15 protein-coding genes are annotated in these 14,760 nt (G+C 67.6%); 10 read left to right on the plus strand and 5 right to left on the minus strand.

Going from position 1 to position 14,760, the window contains the following annotated elements:
- Window positions 1–139 precede the first annotated feature (139 nt).
- The 4 genes from polA (at window position 140) to NC7_RS25395 (ending at window position 5,047) form a co-directional block, all read left to right on the plus strand.
- Entirely contained in the window at window positions 140–2,878 is a 2,739-nt protein-coding gene (gene polA, locus NC7_RS25375; RefSeq protein WP_067987543.1) for a DNA polymerase I, read from the plus strand.
- 91 nt (window positions 2,879–2,969) lie between these two features.
- Window positions 2,970–3,395, plus strand: coding sequence for an SRPBCC domain-containing protein (locus tag NC7_RS25380; protein WP_067987547.1), 426 nt, complete (start codon window positions 2,970–2,972; stop codon window positions 3,393–3,395).
- A gap of 83 nt (window positions 3,396–3,478) precedes the next feature.
- Window positions 3,479–4,252, plus strand: coding sequence for an acyl-[acyl-carrier-protein] thioesterase (locus NC7_RS25385; RefSeq protein ID WP_067987549.1), 774 nt, complete (start codon window positions 3,479–3,481; stop codon window positions 4,250–4,252).
- A 372-nt stretch (window positions 4,253–4,624) separates the two neighbouring features.
- Entirely contained in the window at window positions 4,625–5,047 is a 423-nt protein-coding gene (locus NC7_RS25395; RefSeq protein ID WP_067987556.1) for a 2-keto-3-deoxygluconate kinase, read from the plus strand.
- Between the two features lie 73 nt (window positions 5,048–5,120).
- Here NC7_RS25395 and trxA read toward each other — a convergent pair whose 3' ends face one another.
- Together trxA and NC7_RS25405 are read right to left on the minus strand one after the other, a co-directional pair.
- Window positions 5,121–5,495 (minus strand): thioredoxin, encoded by a 375-nt coding sequence (trxA, locus tag NC7_RS25400; protein ID WP_067987560.1) that lies wholly within the window; start codon window positions 5,493–5,495, stop codon window positions 5,121–5,123.
- 49 nt (window positions 5,496–5,544) lie between these two features.
- Window positions 5,545–6,045, minus strand: coding sequence for a 2'-5' RNA ligase family protein (locus tag NC7_RS25405; protein ID WP_236573648.1), 501 nt, complete (start codon window positions 6,043–6,045; stop codon window positions 5,545–5,547).
- 74 nt (window positions 6,046–6,119) lie between these two features.
- On the opposite strand from NC7_RS25405, the gene NC7_RS25410 reads away from it, so the two are divergent.
- The 4 genes from NC7_RS25410 (at window position 6,120) to NC7_RS25425 (ending at window position 9,956) form a co-directional block, all read left to right on the plus strand.
- On the plus strand, window positions 6,120–7,208 hold the full coding sequence (locus NC7_RS25410) for an isocitrate/isopropylmalate dehydrogenase family protein (protein ID WP_067987564.1): 1,089 nt from the start codon (window positions 6,120–6,122) through the stop codon (window positions 7,206–7,208).
- A 192-nt stretch (window positions 7,209–7,400) separates the two neighbouring features.
- Window positions 7,401–8,240: an ABC transporter substrate-binding protein gene (locus NC7_RS25415; RefSeq protein ID WP_236573655.1), complete on the plus strand. Its 840-nt coding sequence runs from the start codon at window positions 7,401–7,403 to the stop codon at window positions 8,238–8,240.
- Window position 8,241: 1 nt separating this feature from the next.
- Window positions 8,242–9,180 (plus strand): amino acid ABC transporter permease, encoded by a 939-nt coding sequence (locus NC7_RS25420; protein ID WP_067987570.1) that lies wholly within the window; start codon window positions 8,242–8,244, stop codon window positions 9,178–9,180.
- A 23-nt stretch (window positions 9,181–9,203) separates the two neighbouring features.
- Window positions 9,204–9,956: an amino acid ABC transporter ATP-binding protein gene (locus tag NC7_RS25425; protein WP_157102179.1), complete on the plus strand. Its 753-nt coding sequence runs from the start codon at window positions 9,204–9,206 to the stop codon at window positions 9,954–9,956.
- Window positions 9,957–10,081: 125 nt separating this feature from the next.
- On the opposite strand, the gene NC7_RS25430 is transcribed toward NC7_RS25425, so the two are convergent.
- Window positions 10,082–10,729: a MerR family transcriptional regulator gene (locus tag NC7_RS25430; protein WP_067987577.1), complete on the minus strand. Its 648-nt coding sequence runs from the start codon at window positions 10,727–10,729 to the stop codon at window positions 10,082–10,084.
- A 103-nt stretch (window positions 10,730–10,832) separates the two neighbouring features.
- Here NC7_RS25430 and NC7_RS25435 point away from each other — a divergent pair, with 103 nt between their 5' ends.
- Window positions 10,833–11,780, plus strand: coding sequence for a hypothetical protein (locus NC7_RS25435; protein ID WP_067987580.1), 948 nt, complete (start codon window positions 10,833–10,835; stop codon window positions 11,778–11,780).
- The gene (locus tag NC7_RS25440) at window positions 11,777–12,232 is read left to right on the plus strand and encodes an ABA4-like family protein (RefSeq protein ID WP_067987582.1); all 456 of its coding nucleotides are present in this window, start codon (window positions 11,777–11,779) and stop codon (window positions 12,230–12,232) included. The genes NC7_RS25435 and NC7_RS25440 overlap by 4 nt, the downstream gene beginning before the upstream one ends.
- On the opposite strand, the gene NC7_RS25445 is transcribed toward NC7_RS25440, so the two are convergent.
- Both NC7_RS25445 and NC7_RS25450 read right to left on the minus strand, forming a co-directional pair.
- A complete protein-coding gene (locus NC7_RS25445; RefSeq protein WP_067987584.1) occupies window positions 12,219–13,763 on the minus strand; it encodes an acyl-CoA carboxylase subunit beta in 1,545 nt (514 codons plus the stop codon). The genes NC7_RS25440 and NC7_RS25445 overlap by 14 nt on opposite strands.
- A gap of 87 nt (window positions 13,764–13,850) precedes the next feature.
- Window positions 13,851–14,750: a LysR family transcriptional regulator gene (locus NC7_RS25450; protein ID WP_067987589.1), complete on the minus strand. Its 900-nt coding sequence runs from the start codon at window positions 14,748–14,750 to the stop codon at window positions 13,851–13,853.
- Window positions 14,751–14,760 lie beyond the last annotated feature (10 nt).

A 14,760-nucleotide genomic window follows, 5' to 3' on the forward strand; every position in this document is an offset into this window, starting at 1 on the left:
GGTGCCGTGTGGCTGGAAGCGCGGTAGGTGGCGCACTCGAGTAACGCCCCGCCAACAGCCCAGCACGCAACGCCCTCCAACCAGACCGCACGCGCCGACCCGGCAGATGCCGCCCCTGTCGGTGGGTGTCCCTACACTCATGCGGGTGAGTTCACCGACGACTGCTCAGGCATCGACTACGACCACTGCCGCGGACGGCGAGCGGCCAACACTGCTGCTGCTCGACGGGCATTCGATCGCCTATCGCGCGTTTTTCGCGCTACCGGCGGAGAACTTCAAAACCGTCACGGGCCAGACGACGAACGCGGTGTACGGATTCACGTCGATGCTCATCAATCTGCTGCGCGACGAGCAGCCGACGCACGTGGCGGCGGCCTTCGACGTGTCGCGCAAGACGTTCCGCACCGAGGCGTATCCGGAGTACAAGGCCAACCGCAGTGCGACTCCGGACGAGTTCCGCGGTCAGGTCGAGCTCACCAAGGATGTGCTGGGGGCCATGGGCATCCCGGTGATGGCGATCGACGGCTACGAGGCCGACGATGTGATCGCCACGCTCACCACGCAGGCGCAGGCGCAGGGGTACCGGGTCCTGATCGTCACCGGTGACCGTGACGCGATCCAGCTGGTCAACGACGACGTCACGGTGCTGTACCCGAGGAAGGGTGTTTCCGATCTCACCCGCTTCACCCCGGCCGAGGTGGAGACGAAGTACGGGCTCACCCCGGCGCAGTACCCGGACTACGCGGCGCTGCGCGGCGACCCGAGCGACAACCTGCCGGGCATTCCGGGAGTGGGGGAGAAGACGGCGGCGAAGTGGATCCGCGAATACGGTGATCTCGCCACCCTCGTCGAGCGGGTCGACCAGGTGAAGGGCAAGGTGGGTGACGCGCTGCGCGCGAACCTGTCGAGTGTGGTCCTCAACCGGCAGCTCACCGAAATGGTGCGCGAGGTACCGCTGGCCTACACCCCGGATCAGCTCATCAAGGCGCCCTGGGACCGCGAGAAGATCCATCAGCTCTTCGACGATCTGGAATTCCGGGTGCTGCGCGACCGGCTGTTCGACACCCTCGGTTCCCCGGAGCCGGAAGCGGAATCGGGTTTCGAGATCAGCGGCGGCGCGCTCGACCAGGGCGCGGTCGCGGATTGGCTGGCCGAGCACGCCGGAGCCGGTGTGCGTCACGGGCTCTCGATCGTCGGCGCGGGCACACCGGTGCACGGTGAGGCCCGGGCGCTCGCCATCGCGGCGGCCGACGGTGAGGGCGGCTACATCGACCTGACCGTACTCACGCCCGAAGACGAGACGGCGTTGGCGGCCTGGCTCGCCGATCCGGCGGTCCCCAAGGCGCTGCACGAGGCGAAGTCGGCGGGCCACGCACTGCGCGGGCGGGGTTTCACGCTGGCCGGGCTCACCACCGACACCGCGCTGGCCGCCTACCTGGTCCGCCCAGGTCAGCGCAGTTTCAACCTCGACGATCTGTCGCTGCGCTACCTCAAGCGCGAGCTGCGCGCCGAAACGAGCGAGCAGACCCAGCTGTCGCTGCTCGACGACGAGGACAGCGTCGCGGAGGGGATCGCCCGTGAGGAGATGCTGCGCGCCCGCGCCGTCGCCGACCTGGCCGACGCCCTGGATGCGGAACTGGCCACGATCGAATCCACGGCGCTGCTCGAGGAGATGGAGCTGCCGCTGCTCGGCGTGCTCGGTGAGCTGGAACAGGCGGGCATCGCCGTCGACGTCACCCAGCTCGAGAACCTGCAGCAGCAGTTCGCCGACCGCGTCACCGAGGCCGCCAACGCCGCCTACGACGTGATCGGCAAGCAGATCAACCTCGGTTCACCCAAGCAGTTGCAGGTCGTGTTGTTCGACGAACTCGACATGCCCAAGACCAAGCGCACCAAGACCGGTTACACCACCGACGCCGACGCGCTGGAATCGCTGTTCGAGAAGACCGGTCACGCCTTCCTCGAACACCTGCTCGCCCACCGCGACGCGACTCGGCTCAAGGTCACCGTCGACGGTCTGCTCAAGTCGGTCGCCGACGACGGCCGGGTGCACACCACCTTCAACCAGACCATCGCCGCGACCGGTCGCCTGTCCTCGACCGAACCGAACCTGCAGAACATCCCGATCCGCACCGACACCGGTCGGATGATCCGCGACACCTTCGTCGTCGGTCCCGGCTACTCGGAACTGATGACCGCGGACTACAGCCAGATCGAGATGCGCATCATGGCGCACCTGTCGGGCGACGCGGGCCTGATCGAGGCGTTCAACTCGGGCGAGGACCTGCACACCTTCGTCGCGTCCAAGGCGTTCGACATCCCGCTCTCGGAGGTCACGCCGGAGATGCGCCGCCGTATCAAGGCGATGTCCTACGGCCTGGCCTACGGTCTGAGCTCCTACGGCCTCAGCGCCCAGCTCAAGATCAGCACCGCCGAGGCCAAGGATCAGATGGAGGTCTACTTCGACCGTTTCGGCGGTATCCGCGACTACCTCTCCGATGTCGTCGACCAGGCCCGCAAGGTCGGCTACACCCAGACCCTGTTCGGTCGTCGCCGTTACCTGCCCGATCTGGACTCGAGCAACCGGCAGCGCCGCGAGTCCGCCGAGCGGATGGCACTCAACGCCCCGATCCAGGGCACGGCCGCCGACATCATCAAGGTCGCGATGATCAATGTCCACACCGCCGTTCGGGATGCGGGTCTGCGTTCGCGCATGCTGCTGCAGATCCACGACGAACTCGTCTTCGAGGTGGCCGAGGGTGAGCGCGAAGCGCTGGAAGCTCTCGCGCGCGAACAGATGTCGAACGCGATCGAGCTGTCGGTTCCGCTCACCGTTTCGGTGGGCACCGGCCGCAGCTGGGACGCTGCCGCGCACTGAGCTCACCGGCCGCGACCTGGCGCGTTCGTCCAAGACAGCGTGCCGGTCGCGGTCGTAGGGTGGTGGTGATCGACCGAAGGAGTTGAGCATCATGACCGGATTCGTCGCGACCGTGCGGACCGACGTAGACGCCTCTCCCCACCGGGTGTGGGAGGTGCTGACCGACCCTGCGCAGATCCGCGAGTTCATGTTCGGCGCCGAGGTGCGCACCGATTGGCGGCCGGGTAGTTCGATCACCTGGAAAGGCGAGTACCAGGGCACCGCGTATGAGGACCGAGGCGAGATCCTCGCTGTCGAACCGGGCCGTGTGCTGCGGATGACCCACTACAGCCCGCTGAGCGGTCAGCCCGATCGGCCGGAGAACTACCACACCCTCACCTACGAGCTCACCGGCGACGACACGACGACCCACCTGTCACTGAGCCAGGACAACAACGCCACCGAAGCCGAGGCCGAACACTCCCGGCAGATGTGGACCGCCCACCTCGACGGGATCAAATCGGCCGCCGAGAGGTGAACGCGCCGTCCGCGCGGTTGTGAGCCCGCACGACTCGCGAGTCGTCCTCGGACGGCGGCCACGATGTGTGACAGCATCGGCTCATGCCTGCCGACGTGATCCCCACCCCGCTGCCCGACTGCCTCGACATCACGCAGGCCTTCGCGCGGTCGTGGCCGGTCCGCCTGGGCGACACCGACGACCAGGACCGGCTGCGGCTCGACGCGGTGGCGCGCTACCTGCAGGACATCGGTTTCGATCACCTGGACGCGGTCGAGGACGGCGACGTCCACCAGGCCTGGATCGTGCGACGCACGGTCGTCGACGTGTACGAACCGATCATGTTCGGCGATCGCGTGCAGCTGCGACGCTGGGCCGACTCGCTGTCGAACCGCTGGTGTGACATGCGGATCCAGCTGAAAGGCGAGCGGGGTGGGCACATCGAGGCGGCCGCGTTCCTGATCCACATCGACCCCGTCGCCGGGCGCCCTGCCCGCATGACCGACGCGTTCATGGCGCCGATGCTGGCCAGCACCACCGAGCACCGTCTGCGCTGGAAGGCCGCGCTCGCCGAACTCGACGACCTCGACGTCGAGACAGTGCCGTTCCCGCTGCGCGTCACCGACGTCGACCGCCTCGGCCACGTCAACAACGCCGTCTACTGGGAAGCCGTCGAGGAAACCCTCGCCGCCCACCCCGACAGCCACGAACTGCCCTACCGGGCCATCGTGGAACACGTCGGCCCGGTGATGGCCCGCGACAAGGTCGTCCTGCGCACCAGCGTCGGTGCGGACGGGCTGCGGATGCAGATGGACGTCGACGGCTCGGCGCGCGCCCTGGCCTCGGTGGCCCCACTGCCTGCCCGCGCCGCCGACTGACACCGGCAGCAAGCGATACACCGGTTCCGCGCTTCATCGAACCCGGGTCCGACGAGTGGTCTCTGAGCTGCAGTGATGGTACTCACCAGTAGACACGTCGAGCGGGAAACAAGGTTGCGGTTTCGCGACGACGCCCCTATTGTCGTAGTCGTGCCGAATCCCGCCGACCGCTTCGCCGCGCTGCTTGTCGCTCACCGCGACCGCGCGGTCGCAGCCGCGCAGACCGCGCCGGCTGCCACACGGCAGATTCTTCTCGTAGTAACCCGCCGTAGCGGGGTCTGATTCGGACCGGCCCCCTCGCTGCGGGCTGATTTCTTTGTACTGCTGGTCCCCTCTGCCAACGAAGACATCTTCGGGAAGACCTCACCTGCAATGACACTGCTCACACTGGACCATGCCATGCTCGACGCCGCGCCCAAGGCCCTGCGCACCGAGCTCCGTGACCTCGACCCCGCCACCTTCGCCGACCGCTACATCCGCATCGCCGGACCGGTCTCGCTCGGCGAATTCACTTGTTCCGGAACGGATTTCACCGCAACCCTGGAACTCGGCAGCCACCTGCGCACCGTCATCGCGGCCGGTAACCCGGTCGCCGCGATGACCTCCGCGCTCTACGACGAGGGCTACCCCCTCGAGATCTTGCGCTTTCACCAGCGCCGCACCGACACCGGTATCGCCACGTTCGTGCAATGCGAGTTCAACGGCAAGCGCGGTTGGGCCGCGGCGATGGGCGCCGGGGGCGCCGAATCGACCGTGCGCGCCATGATCGCGGGCGTCAACCTGCTCGCGAACTGACCTCGAACCGCCAGGGCCCGTTCACCTTCGAAAGGTGAACGGGCCCTTCACGTTTCAGTGGTCGAGCAGGCGCCTATTCGGCCGGGGAGTTCTGCTGCTCGGCGATCTGCTTGCGCACCTCGTCCATGTCCAGGCCCTTGACCTGGGTCACCAAGTCCTCGAGCGCGGCGGGCGGCAGCGCGCCGGGCTGGGCGAACACGAGCACGCCCTCGCGGAAGGCCATGATGGTCGGGATCGACCGGATGTTGGCGGCGGCGGCGAGCCCCTGCTCGGCCTCGGTGTCGACCTTGCCGTAGACGACGTCGGCGTGCTTTTCCGACGACGCCTCGAAGGTCGGTGCGAAACTCTTGCAGGGACCGCACCAGGATGCCCAGAAATCGACGAGTACCACGTCGTTCCCGGTGACGACTTCGTCGAAGTTCTGCTGGGTCAGCGTCTGGGTGGCCATGACGTCCTCTCCTTGTCGGTGTCCTCGGCTGTAACGCCTCGGCGTCCCTCTATCTTCCACCGATTACCACGCGCTCTCGGCGCGCGTCCCCGTCCCAGCGGCGAATGCCCACCACAACGGCCGGAAATTCGTGGTCGGTGGCCACCGCGTTCACCGCAGCACCGAGCTGTTCGGGGGCCACGCGCCGGGCCAGGGTCACATGCGGCATCCAAGCGCCCGGTCGGGTGTTCGCGGGCATCCCGGGGCAGGCCTGGACCATCGTGTCGATCCGCCGGTGCAGGTCGAGCAGTTCCTCGGTGACGGTCACCGCCCGCACGAGAACCGGTCTGCGCGCACCGAAGATCAGCAGTCCGCCGAGGCGGATCGGCACCGGTGCGAAGTCGAGGTCCGCCAACGCCCGGTCGATACTCGGCCAGATCTCGCGTGCCACGGCCACGGTGATGTGCGGTCGATGGGTGTCGTCTCGCGGGGCGGCGAGGCCGAGGCCCGCCAGTCGTGCCCATTGTCCTCGGACCTCGGCCTCGCTCGTGTCGTCCAGGAGGAGCTCCACCGACTGCACCATGATCCGCAAACCTAGTCGCTCCGGCATGTCCGGGTATCGGCAACGACATGGCAGGGGTGAGGATGGAGCGCGTGAACGCGACGAAGGCGAGCCTGCGGCTCGGAGTGATCGACGGTGACGGCATCGGCCCCGAGGTGGTGGCCGCCACCCGCACGGTGGTCGACGAGGCGATCGGCGCGGCCGGTCTCGCACCGGTGGACTGGGTGCCGCTGCGGATCGGCCACGACGCCATCGCCGCGTTCGGTCACCCGCTGCCCGAACAGACCCTCACCGCTCTCGGCGAGCTCGACGCCTGGATCCTCGGCCCGCACGACAACGCCTCCTACCCGGCGGACCTGCGGGTGGCGCCGGGCGGTGCCATCCGCAAACGCCTCGGTCTCTACGCCAATATCCGGCCCGCCGCCGCGTTCGCCGGGGTGCGGGCCACGGCGCCCGATATCGATCTGGTGATCGTGCGGGAGAACAGCGAGGGTTTCTACGCCGATCGCAACATGTTCGCCGGGTCGGGGGAGTTCAAGCCGACCGAGGAGGTGGCGATGGCGGTGGCGGTGGTCACCCGGCGGGCGTGTGAGCGGATCGCGCATCAGGCGCTGCGGCTGGCGCGGGGGCGTCGCAAGCGGGTCACGGTGGTGCACAAGGCGAATGTGCTCCCGATGACCACCGGGCTGTTCCGCGATGTGTGCTACGAGGTTGCCGAGCAGTACCCGGACGTCCGGGTCGACGACGCGCACGTCGACGCGATGGCCGCGCACCTCGTGCGCGCGCCCGGCGAGTTCGACGTGATCGTCACCGAGAACCTCTTCGGCGACATCCTGTCCGACCTGGCGGGCGAGCTGAGCGGGTCGCTCGGCATGGCGCCCTCGCTCAACTGCTCCGACACGAAGGCGATGGCGCAGGCGGTGCACGGTGCCGCACCCGGGTTGGCCGGGCACAATCGGGCGAACCCGGTGGCGTTGCAACTGTCGGCGGCGATGTTGTTGCGCTGGTTGGGAGTTCGTGACGGAAATCGATTGTTGAATGCCGCGGCGGACCGGATCTCCGGCGCGATCGCGGCCACGCTCGCCGCCGGAATCGCCACCGCGGATCTCGGCGGCCTCGCTTCGACCAGCGAATTCACCGAACAGGTCGCCGCCCGCGTGCACCGGAGGTGAACCCACCCCTTTCACATTCGCTGATTAATCTTCGGTTACTGTCGCACCACGCTGTGTCCGGTTCGCATACATTGCCAAACAGGCGCTGACACGTGGCCGGCGTCGACGTGAAATGTGGAGGCTCCTTTGTCTGTTCGAACTGTGCTCGGCCGCGGTGCCGTGCGGTTGCTCTGTACCGCCGCCGTGGGCGCGATGGTGTTGACCGGCTGCGCGGAAAACACCGAGGGCGATACCACCGAGGTCACCAAGGTCTCGGCCGAGAAGGTCGACGCCATCGCCGCGACGCTGCCCGACAAGGTCAAGCAAGCAGGCAAGATCGTCGTCGGCGTGAACGTGCCGTACCAGCCGAACGAGTACAGGGACGCCAGCGGCAAGATCGTCGGCTTCGACGTGGACCTGCTCGACGCGGTCGCCGCCACGCTCGGACTGACGGTCGACTATCAGGAATCCGCGTTCGAGAAGATCATTCCCGCGATCCAGGCGGGCACCTACGACGTGGGTATGTCCTCGATGACCGATTCGCGCGAACGCGAGCAGCAGGTCGATTTCACGACCTATTTCAACGCGGGTATCCAGTGGGCCCAGCAAACCGGCAAAACCATCGATCCGAACAATGCGTGCGGTAAACGAGTCGCCGTACAGGCCACTACGGTCGAGCACACCGAAGAGATTCCCGCCAAGAGCGCGAAATGCGTCGCCGAAGGCAAACCGGCGATCGATATGAAGCCGTTCGACGAGCAGAGCGCCGCGACCAACGCACTGGTCCTCGGTCAGGTCGACGCCATGTCGGCCGATTCGCCGGTGACGGCGTACGCGATCAAGCAGAGCGAAGGCAAGATCGAGTCCTCGGGCCCGCTGTTCGACTCGGCGCCCTACGGCTGGGCCGTGCAGAAGGGCTCGCCGCTGGCGGTCTCGCTGCAGAAGGCGCTGCAGCACTTGATCGACAACGGCAAGTACGGCGAGATCACCACGAACTGGGGTGTCCAGGACGGTCAGATCAAGACCTCGGTCATCAACGGCGCAGTGAGCTGACGTGACCGACGAGAAAGAGACGGTGGAGGTGCCCGGACCGGGCACCGAACCCGAACCGATCAAAGCGGTCCCGCTGCGCAGGCCGGGTCGCTGGATCGCGGCGGCAATCATCCTGATCCTGGTCGGATTGTTCGTCTACGGCGCTGCCACCAATCCCGCTTACAAGTGGGACACCTACGGCAAGTACCTGTTCGACAGCCGCATCACCCAGGGCGCGATCGTCACCCTGGAACTGACCGTGCTCGCGATGGCGATCGCGGTCGGCCTCGGCACCGTGCTCGCGGTGATGCGCCTGTCGCCGAACCCGGTGTTGCGCACCACCGCGTGGGTCTACCTGTGGATCTTCCGTGGCACCCCGGTGTTCGTGCAGTTGGTGTTCTGGGGTCTGGTCCCGTCGCTGTACAAGCAGATCGACCTCGGTGTGCCGTTCGGACCGCAGTTCTTCCACATCGACGTGCAGAATCTGCAGGCCGCGTTCCTGTTCGCGGTGATCGGCCTCGGCCTCAACGAAGCCGCGTACATGGCCGAGATCGTGCGCGCGGGCATCAACTCCGTCGGTGAGGGTCAGCGTGAGGCGTCGGTGGCGCTCGGCATGTCGTGGACGCAGACCATGCGCCGCACGGTGCTGCCGCAGGCCATGCGGGTGATCATCCCGCCCACCGGCAACGAGCTGATCGGCATGCTCAAGACCACGTCGCTGGTGACCGCGATCCCCTTGAGCACCGACCTGTTCGGCCGTGCCCGCGACATCTACGGCGTGAACTTCCAGCCGATCCCGCTGCTGCTCGTCTGTGCCACCTGGTACCTGGCGATCACCAGCGTGCTGATGGTCGGCCAGTACTACTTGGAACGGTATTACTCGCGCGGTGCCACCCGGCAGCTGACGGCCAAGCAGCTAGAGGAACTGGCCACGGCGCAGGCGGCGGTGAAGGCGAAATGAGCGAAGCAGTGACCGCACCTCCCATGGTGCTCGCCGATCGGGTGTGCAAGAACTTCGGTGCGCTGCAGGTGCTCAAGGGCATCTCGCTCGAGGTGCACCGGGGCAAGGTGCTCACCCTCGTCGGCCCGTCGGGGTCGGGCAAGTCGACGTTTCTGCGCTGCATCAACCACCTCGAGCAGGTGAACGCGGGCAGGCTCTACGTCGACGGCGCACTCGTCGGCTACCGGGAGAAGAACGGCAAGCTCTACGAGATGCACCCGCGCGAGGCCGCGATCCAGCGCCGCGACATCGGCATGGTGTTCCAGCATTTCAACCTGTTCCCGCATCGCACGGCGCTCGAGAACATCATCGAGGCACCCACCCAGGTGCGCGGTATCCGCAAGTCCGAGGCGGTGGCCCGGGCCGAGGAACTGCTCGAGCGGGTCGGGTTGTCGTCCAAGCGCAACGCTTACCCGGCACAGCTCTCGGGCGGTCAGCAGCAGCGGGTGGCGATCGCGCGTGCGCTCGCCATGGATCCCAAGCTGATGCTGTTCGATGAGCCGACCTCGGCTCTGGACCCGGAGCTGGTCGGTGAGGTGCTCACGGTCATGCGCGAGCTGGCCGACTCGGGCATGACGATGCTGGTGGTGACCCACGAGATGGGCTTCGCCCGTGAGGTCGCCGACGAGCTGGTGTTCATGGACGGTGGCGTGGTGGTGGAGTCAGGACCGCCGCGTGAGCTGCTGTCCAACCCGCAGCACGAACGGACGAAGTCCTTCCTCTCCCGCCTGCTCTGAGCTGTTCCGCCTCTCCGTGAATTCAGGCCGGACTCGGCCATTTGAGTCCGGCCTGCCACGCGTCTTGCGGTGAGTATCGGGGCACGTTTGCCCGTACCCGGTGAGTTACCCGTGTTCGTGCGAGATCAGGTGGAGGGTTCGGTGCCCATCGCCAGTGTTTCCAGGGAGACCTGGGCCTGGGCGATGCGGCGGATGGCGGCGAGGGCGGTGTCGCCGAGGACGGTGTGGACGACGACCACGTCGACGATGGCATCGCGCTCGCCTGCCGCCAAGGCCGTGGCGACATCGGTTTCGGCGACGATGCGCGCGCCGTCGAAGTAGGCGGGCAGGGCGCTTTCGCCCCAGTCGGGGTATCCGAGCTGAGCAGCGCGCACGAGGACGGCGGTGAGGGCCTCGATCGCCGGTGCGGCCGGTGTCATCGACCAGCTGCGGCGATCCATCTCCGCGCGCACGGTCTCGTGGGCGCGCTCCCACTCGGCATCGGACGCGGATGGGGCGGGGGCGGTCAAGCTGCCCTGCACCACGCCGAGCAAGTTGAACATCGGCAGGTCGGGGGTGTCGACGGCCTCGAGTACGTCACCGACAGTGGCTACCGGCAGGCCGCCCACCTCGATCAGGGCGCGGATCAGGCGCAACCTTCGCAGATGTTCATCGCCGTACCTGGCCTGGTTGGGGCCGGTGCGTTCACCGGGCGGCAGCAGCCCTTCACGCAGGTAGTACTTGATCGTCGCCACCGCGATGCCGCTGCGTTCGCTCAACTCCGAGATTCGCACCGTCGCCTCCTTCGTTCACCCCCTCTTGCTTAGCGCCCCATTCGTGGATAGTCTAACTATCTATAACGGATAGTGCAGCTATCTAGAACGTCGGGAGATTCACATGTCCGTCCCCATCGCAGAGTCCTTGCCTCGCCGCCACGCCCCACTGCATCGGCCGCTGCTGTACTTCGCCGCCGTCAACGCGGTCCTGGTGGTGGTGACCGTCGTCGGGATGCTTGTCGACGACCGGGTGATCGCCGGATCGACCGCTTGGTTCAAGCCGTCCAAGTTCGCCCTGTCGTTCGTGCTCTACAGTGTGGCGCTGGCCTGGCTGATCTCGTTGCGGCCCAAGCCTTCCCGATTCCTGTGGTGGATGGCCACGGTGATCGTGATCGCCGGAACCATCGAGCAGGTGATCATCGTCGGGCAGGTGGTGCGCGGCACCCGAAGTCACTTCAACACGACGACCGTGTTCGACACGGTGCTCTGGGTGACGATGGCCGTCACCATCGTCGTGCTGTTCCTCGCGACGATGGCCGTCGCGGTCGGCCTGTCGCGCGCCCGCATCGGCGATGCCGCCGTCACCTGGTCGATCCGGCTCGGCCTCGCGATCACCCTGGTCGGCCTGGCGCTCGGGCAGCTGATGCCCATGCAGGAATCGGGGGCGGAGGGCTTTGCGGGCGCGCACACCGTCGGTGCGCCCGACGGCACACCGGGTATGCCGATCACCGGCTGGAGCACCACAAACGGTGACCTGCGCATTCCGCATTTCGTCGGCATGCACGCGTTGCAGATTCTGCCGCTGCTCGCCGCCGGGCTCGTAGTCCTCGCGCCACGGATCCCGTTGCTGCGGTACGCACGCGTGCGGCTCGGCCTGATCCTCACTGCCTCGGGTGGTTACGCCGCGGTGCTGGCCCTGGTGACCTGGCAGGCGCTGCGTGGGCAGCCGCTCGTCCACCCGGACCGGACAACCCTTGTCGTCGCCGCGGCGATCGCCGTGGGAGTTGTTGTCGGAGCAATGGTTTCGTTCGCGAGCGCGATCGGGAACCGGAAGGTGGTCACCGCATGAGCACGCTGTTCGACCTGTCGTTCTATGTCACGGTGCCGTTCTGGGCGCTGATGATCCTCGCGCCCACGTGGCGGCGCACCCGCCCGATCATCGCCTCGCCGTGGATCGTCGCGCCGTCGCTGGTGATCTGGGCGATCGTGGCGATCCCCGTCCTCGGCACCCTGGGGTCGCTGGTGACCTCGCCGTCGCTGGCCGCCCTCACCGACGCCGCCACCGACCCCGCCGTGCTGACCGCGCTGTGGGCGCAGATCCTGGCCTGGGACCTGTTCCTCGGCCGCTGGATCTACCTTGACAGCCGCGACCGCGACATCCACCCGGTGCTGATGGGCCCGCTGCTGGTCGGCACCATCCTGTTGTCGCCCATCGCCTTCCCGATCTACCTGGTGCTGCGGGAGTTCGCGCGCCGCGACACGCCGCGGCACCAGGTAGATCGTGGCGTCACAGTGGCATGAGCAGGTGTTTGCGGGGCCCGCGCAGCTCGCGTTTGTCGGCGAGCAGCCGCAGGGCCTTGCGGATCTCCAGACGGGTCGACGACGGTTCGATCACCGCGTCGATGTAGCCGCGTTCGGCGGCGATCCACGGGGTGGCCACGGTGCCGTTGTAGAAGTCGATCATCTGCTGACGCACCTGGCCACGCTGTTCGGCCGGGATGGCGGCCAGTTGACGTCGCTGCGTCAGCCCGACCGCCGCCTCCGCGCCCATCACCGCGATACGGGCGGTGGGCCAGGCCAGATTCACATCGCCGCCGAGTTGCTTGCAGCCCATCACCGCGTATCCGCCGCCGTAGGCCTTGCGCACGACGACCGTGACGATCGGCACGGTCGCCTCCACCACCGCGTAGAAGAACCGACCACCGCGCTTGATGACGCCGATCTTCTCCTCTTCGACCCCCGGCAGCACACCCGGCGTGTCGACGACGAACACCAGCGGCAGTCCGAACGCGTCGCAGAGCCGGATGAAATGGGCGGCCTTGTCCGAACAGCGGGCGTCGATCGCGCCACTGGACACCAGCGGCTGATTGGCGATCACCCCCACGCCGCGACCGTCGACCCGCGCGAAACCGGTGATGAGGTTGCGGGCGGCGCTGTCGCCGACCTCGTGGAAGTCGCCGTCGTCGAAGATGCGTACCAGCACGTCGTACATGTCGTAGCCAGCGCGGTCGGAGTCCGGGATCAGCGCGTCGAGTTCGCGATCGGACTCGGTGATCTCGGGTTCGAGATCGGGGTTCACCACCGGTGCCTCGTCGAAACAGCTCGACGGCATGTAGCTCAGATACGCGCGCGCCCAGTCGAAGGCGGCGCGCTCGTCGGCGGCGACGTGGTGGATATTGCCGTTGCGAGCCTGGTTGAACGCCCCGCCGAGCTCCTCGAGGGTGACCACCTCCCCGGTGGTCTCCCGGATGATCTCGGGACCGGTGACGAACATGTACGCCGACTCGGTCGCGATCAGCACATCGGTGTTGATCGGTGAATACACCGCGCCCGCGGCACATTTGCCGAGCATGATCGACACCTGCGGCACCAGGCCCGACAGCCGCAACTGACGGCGGCTCATGGTCGCGTACCAGGCCAGCGAGGTCACCGCGTCCTGCACGCGCGCGCCGCCGGAATCGTTGATCGCGATGAACGGGCACTGCACGTCGGCGGCGCGGTCCATGGCCATGGCGACCTTGCGGCCGAACATCTCGCCGACCGACCCGCCGTAGACGGTCTGGTCGTGGGCGATCACCACCACGGGACGCCCGTCGACGGTGCCGTGCCCGGTGACCACACCGTCGCCGTAGAGGCCATCGCCCGGCTGCCGCACCAGAGCGCCTATCTCGACGAAACTTCCCCTGTCCAACAGCATGTCGATGCGTTCACGCGGACTCGGTATCCCCTTGGCCGCCCGCTTGGCGATGCCCGCGTCCCCCGCCGGTTCTCGCGCCGCCACCAGATTCTGCCGCAGTTCCCGCAGCTTGCCCGCGGTTGTCGACTGCCCCATGTCGCGCCCTTCCTGTCGTGGTCGAGCTCTCCTTCATCAGTGTGGTGCGAGCCTAACGCCGCCGTCACACGGGTGGAGCGGGCGGCGTCAGGTGTCGGTTCGCAGTGCGATGCGCAGCTGACCGAGCAGCACTTTCGCCGCCGGAGTGAGCCGACGATCGCCCCGCCAGGCCAGTGCCAACCTGCCTCGGATGGCGGGTTCGACGATCGGGAGCACCCGAACCCCGAATCGGGCGGCCTCCTCGGGCGCGAGCGCGGGCACCACCGCCGTGCCGAGGCCGCGCGCGGCGAGCTCGAGCAGCAGTGGGGGAGCAGCCGCCTCGAAGGCGACCTCCGGGGTGAAACCCGCTGCGGCGCAGGAGCGTTCGAAGATTCCTCGCAGGCCGGTGCCGCGGGGCAGGCAGATGAGGCGTCGACCGGTCAGCGCCCGCAGGGTGATGGTGTCCTCGGGTTCATCGGCCGCGGCGGCGACAGCGGCAACCACGGGTGTCTCGAGCACCACGTCGGTGGCGATGCCGGGGGTCAGCTCGGCGCCGGTGAGGCCGACCAGGGCGATGTCGAGGTCGTCGTGGTCGAGCGCGGCGAGCATCCGCTCGGAGGTGTCCTCGGTGAGGCTGATCGCCACACCGGGGTGGTCGTCGTGGAAGGCGGCGAGGACAGCCGCGATGTCGAACTCGTCGGCCGCCGCACCGGAGATCGCGCCGAACCGCACCCGGCCGCGCAGCAGCCCGCTGAATTCCTGCACGGTCTCGTCGATGCGGTCGGCGGCGGCGAGCGCCGCGCGGGCATGCTCGAGCACCGCCCGGCCGACCTCGGTCGGCGTGACGGCCCGGGCGCCGCGTTCGAGCAGTCGCTGGCCCAGTTCGCGTTCGAGCTGTTTGACCTGCGCGCTCAGACCGGGCTGGCTCAGGTGCAGACGCTGTGCCGCGCGCGTGAAGCCGCCTTCGTCCACAACGGTCACGAAGTACCGCAGCTGCCGCAGTTCCATAACTACCGAT

This window comes from Nocardia caishijiensis NBRC 108228 (genome assembly GCF_001612825.1).
Taxonomy (GTDB): domain Bacteria; phylum Actinomycetota; class Actinomycetes; order Mycobacteriales; family Mycobacteriaceae; genus Nocardia; species Nocardia caishijiensis.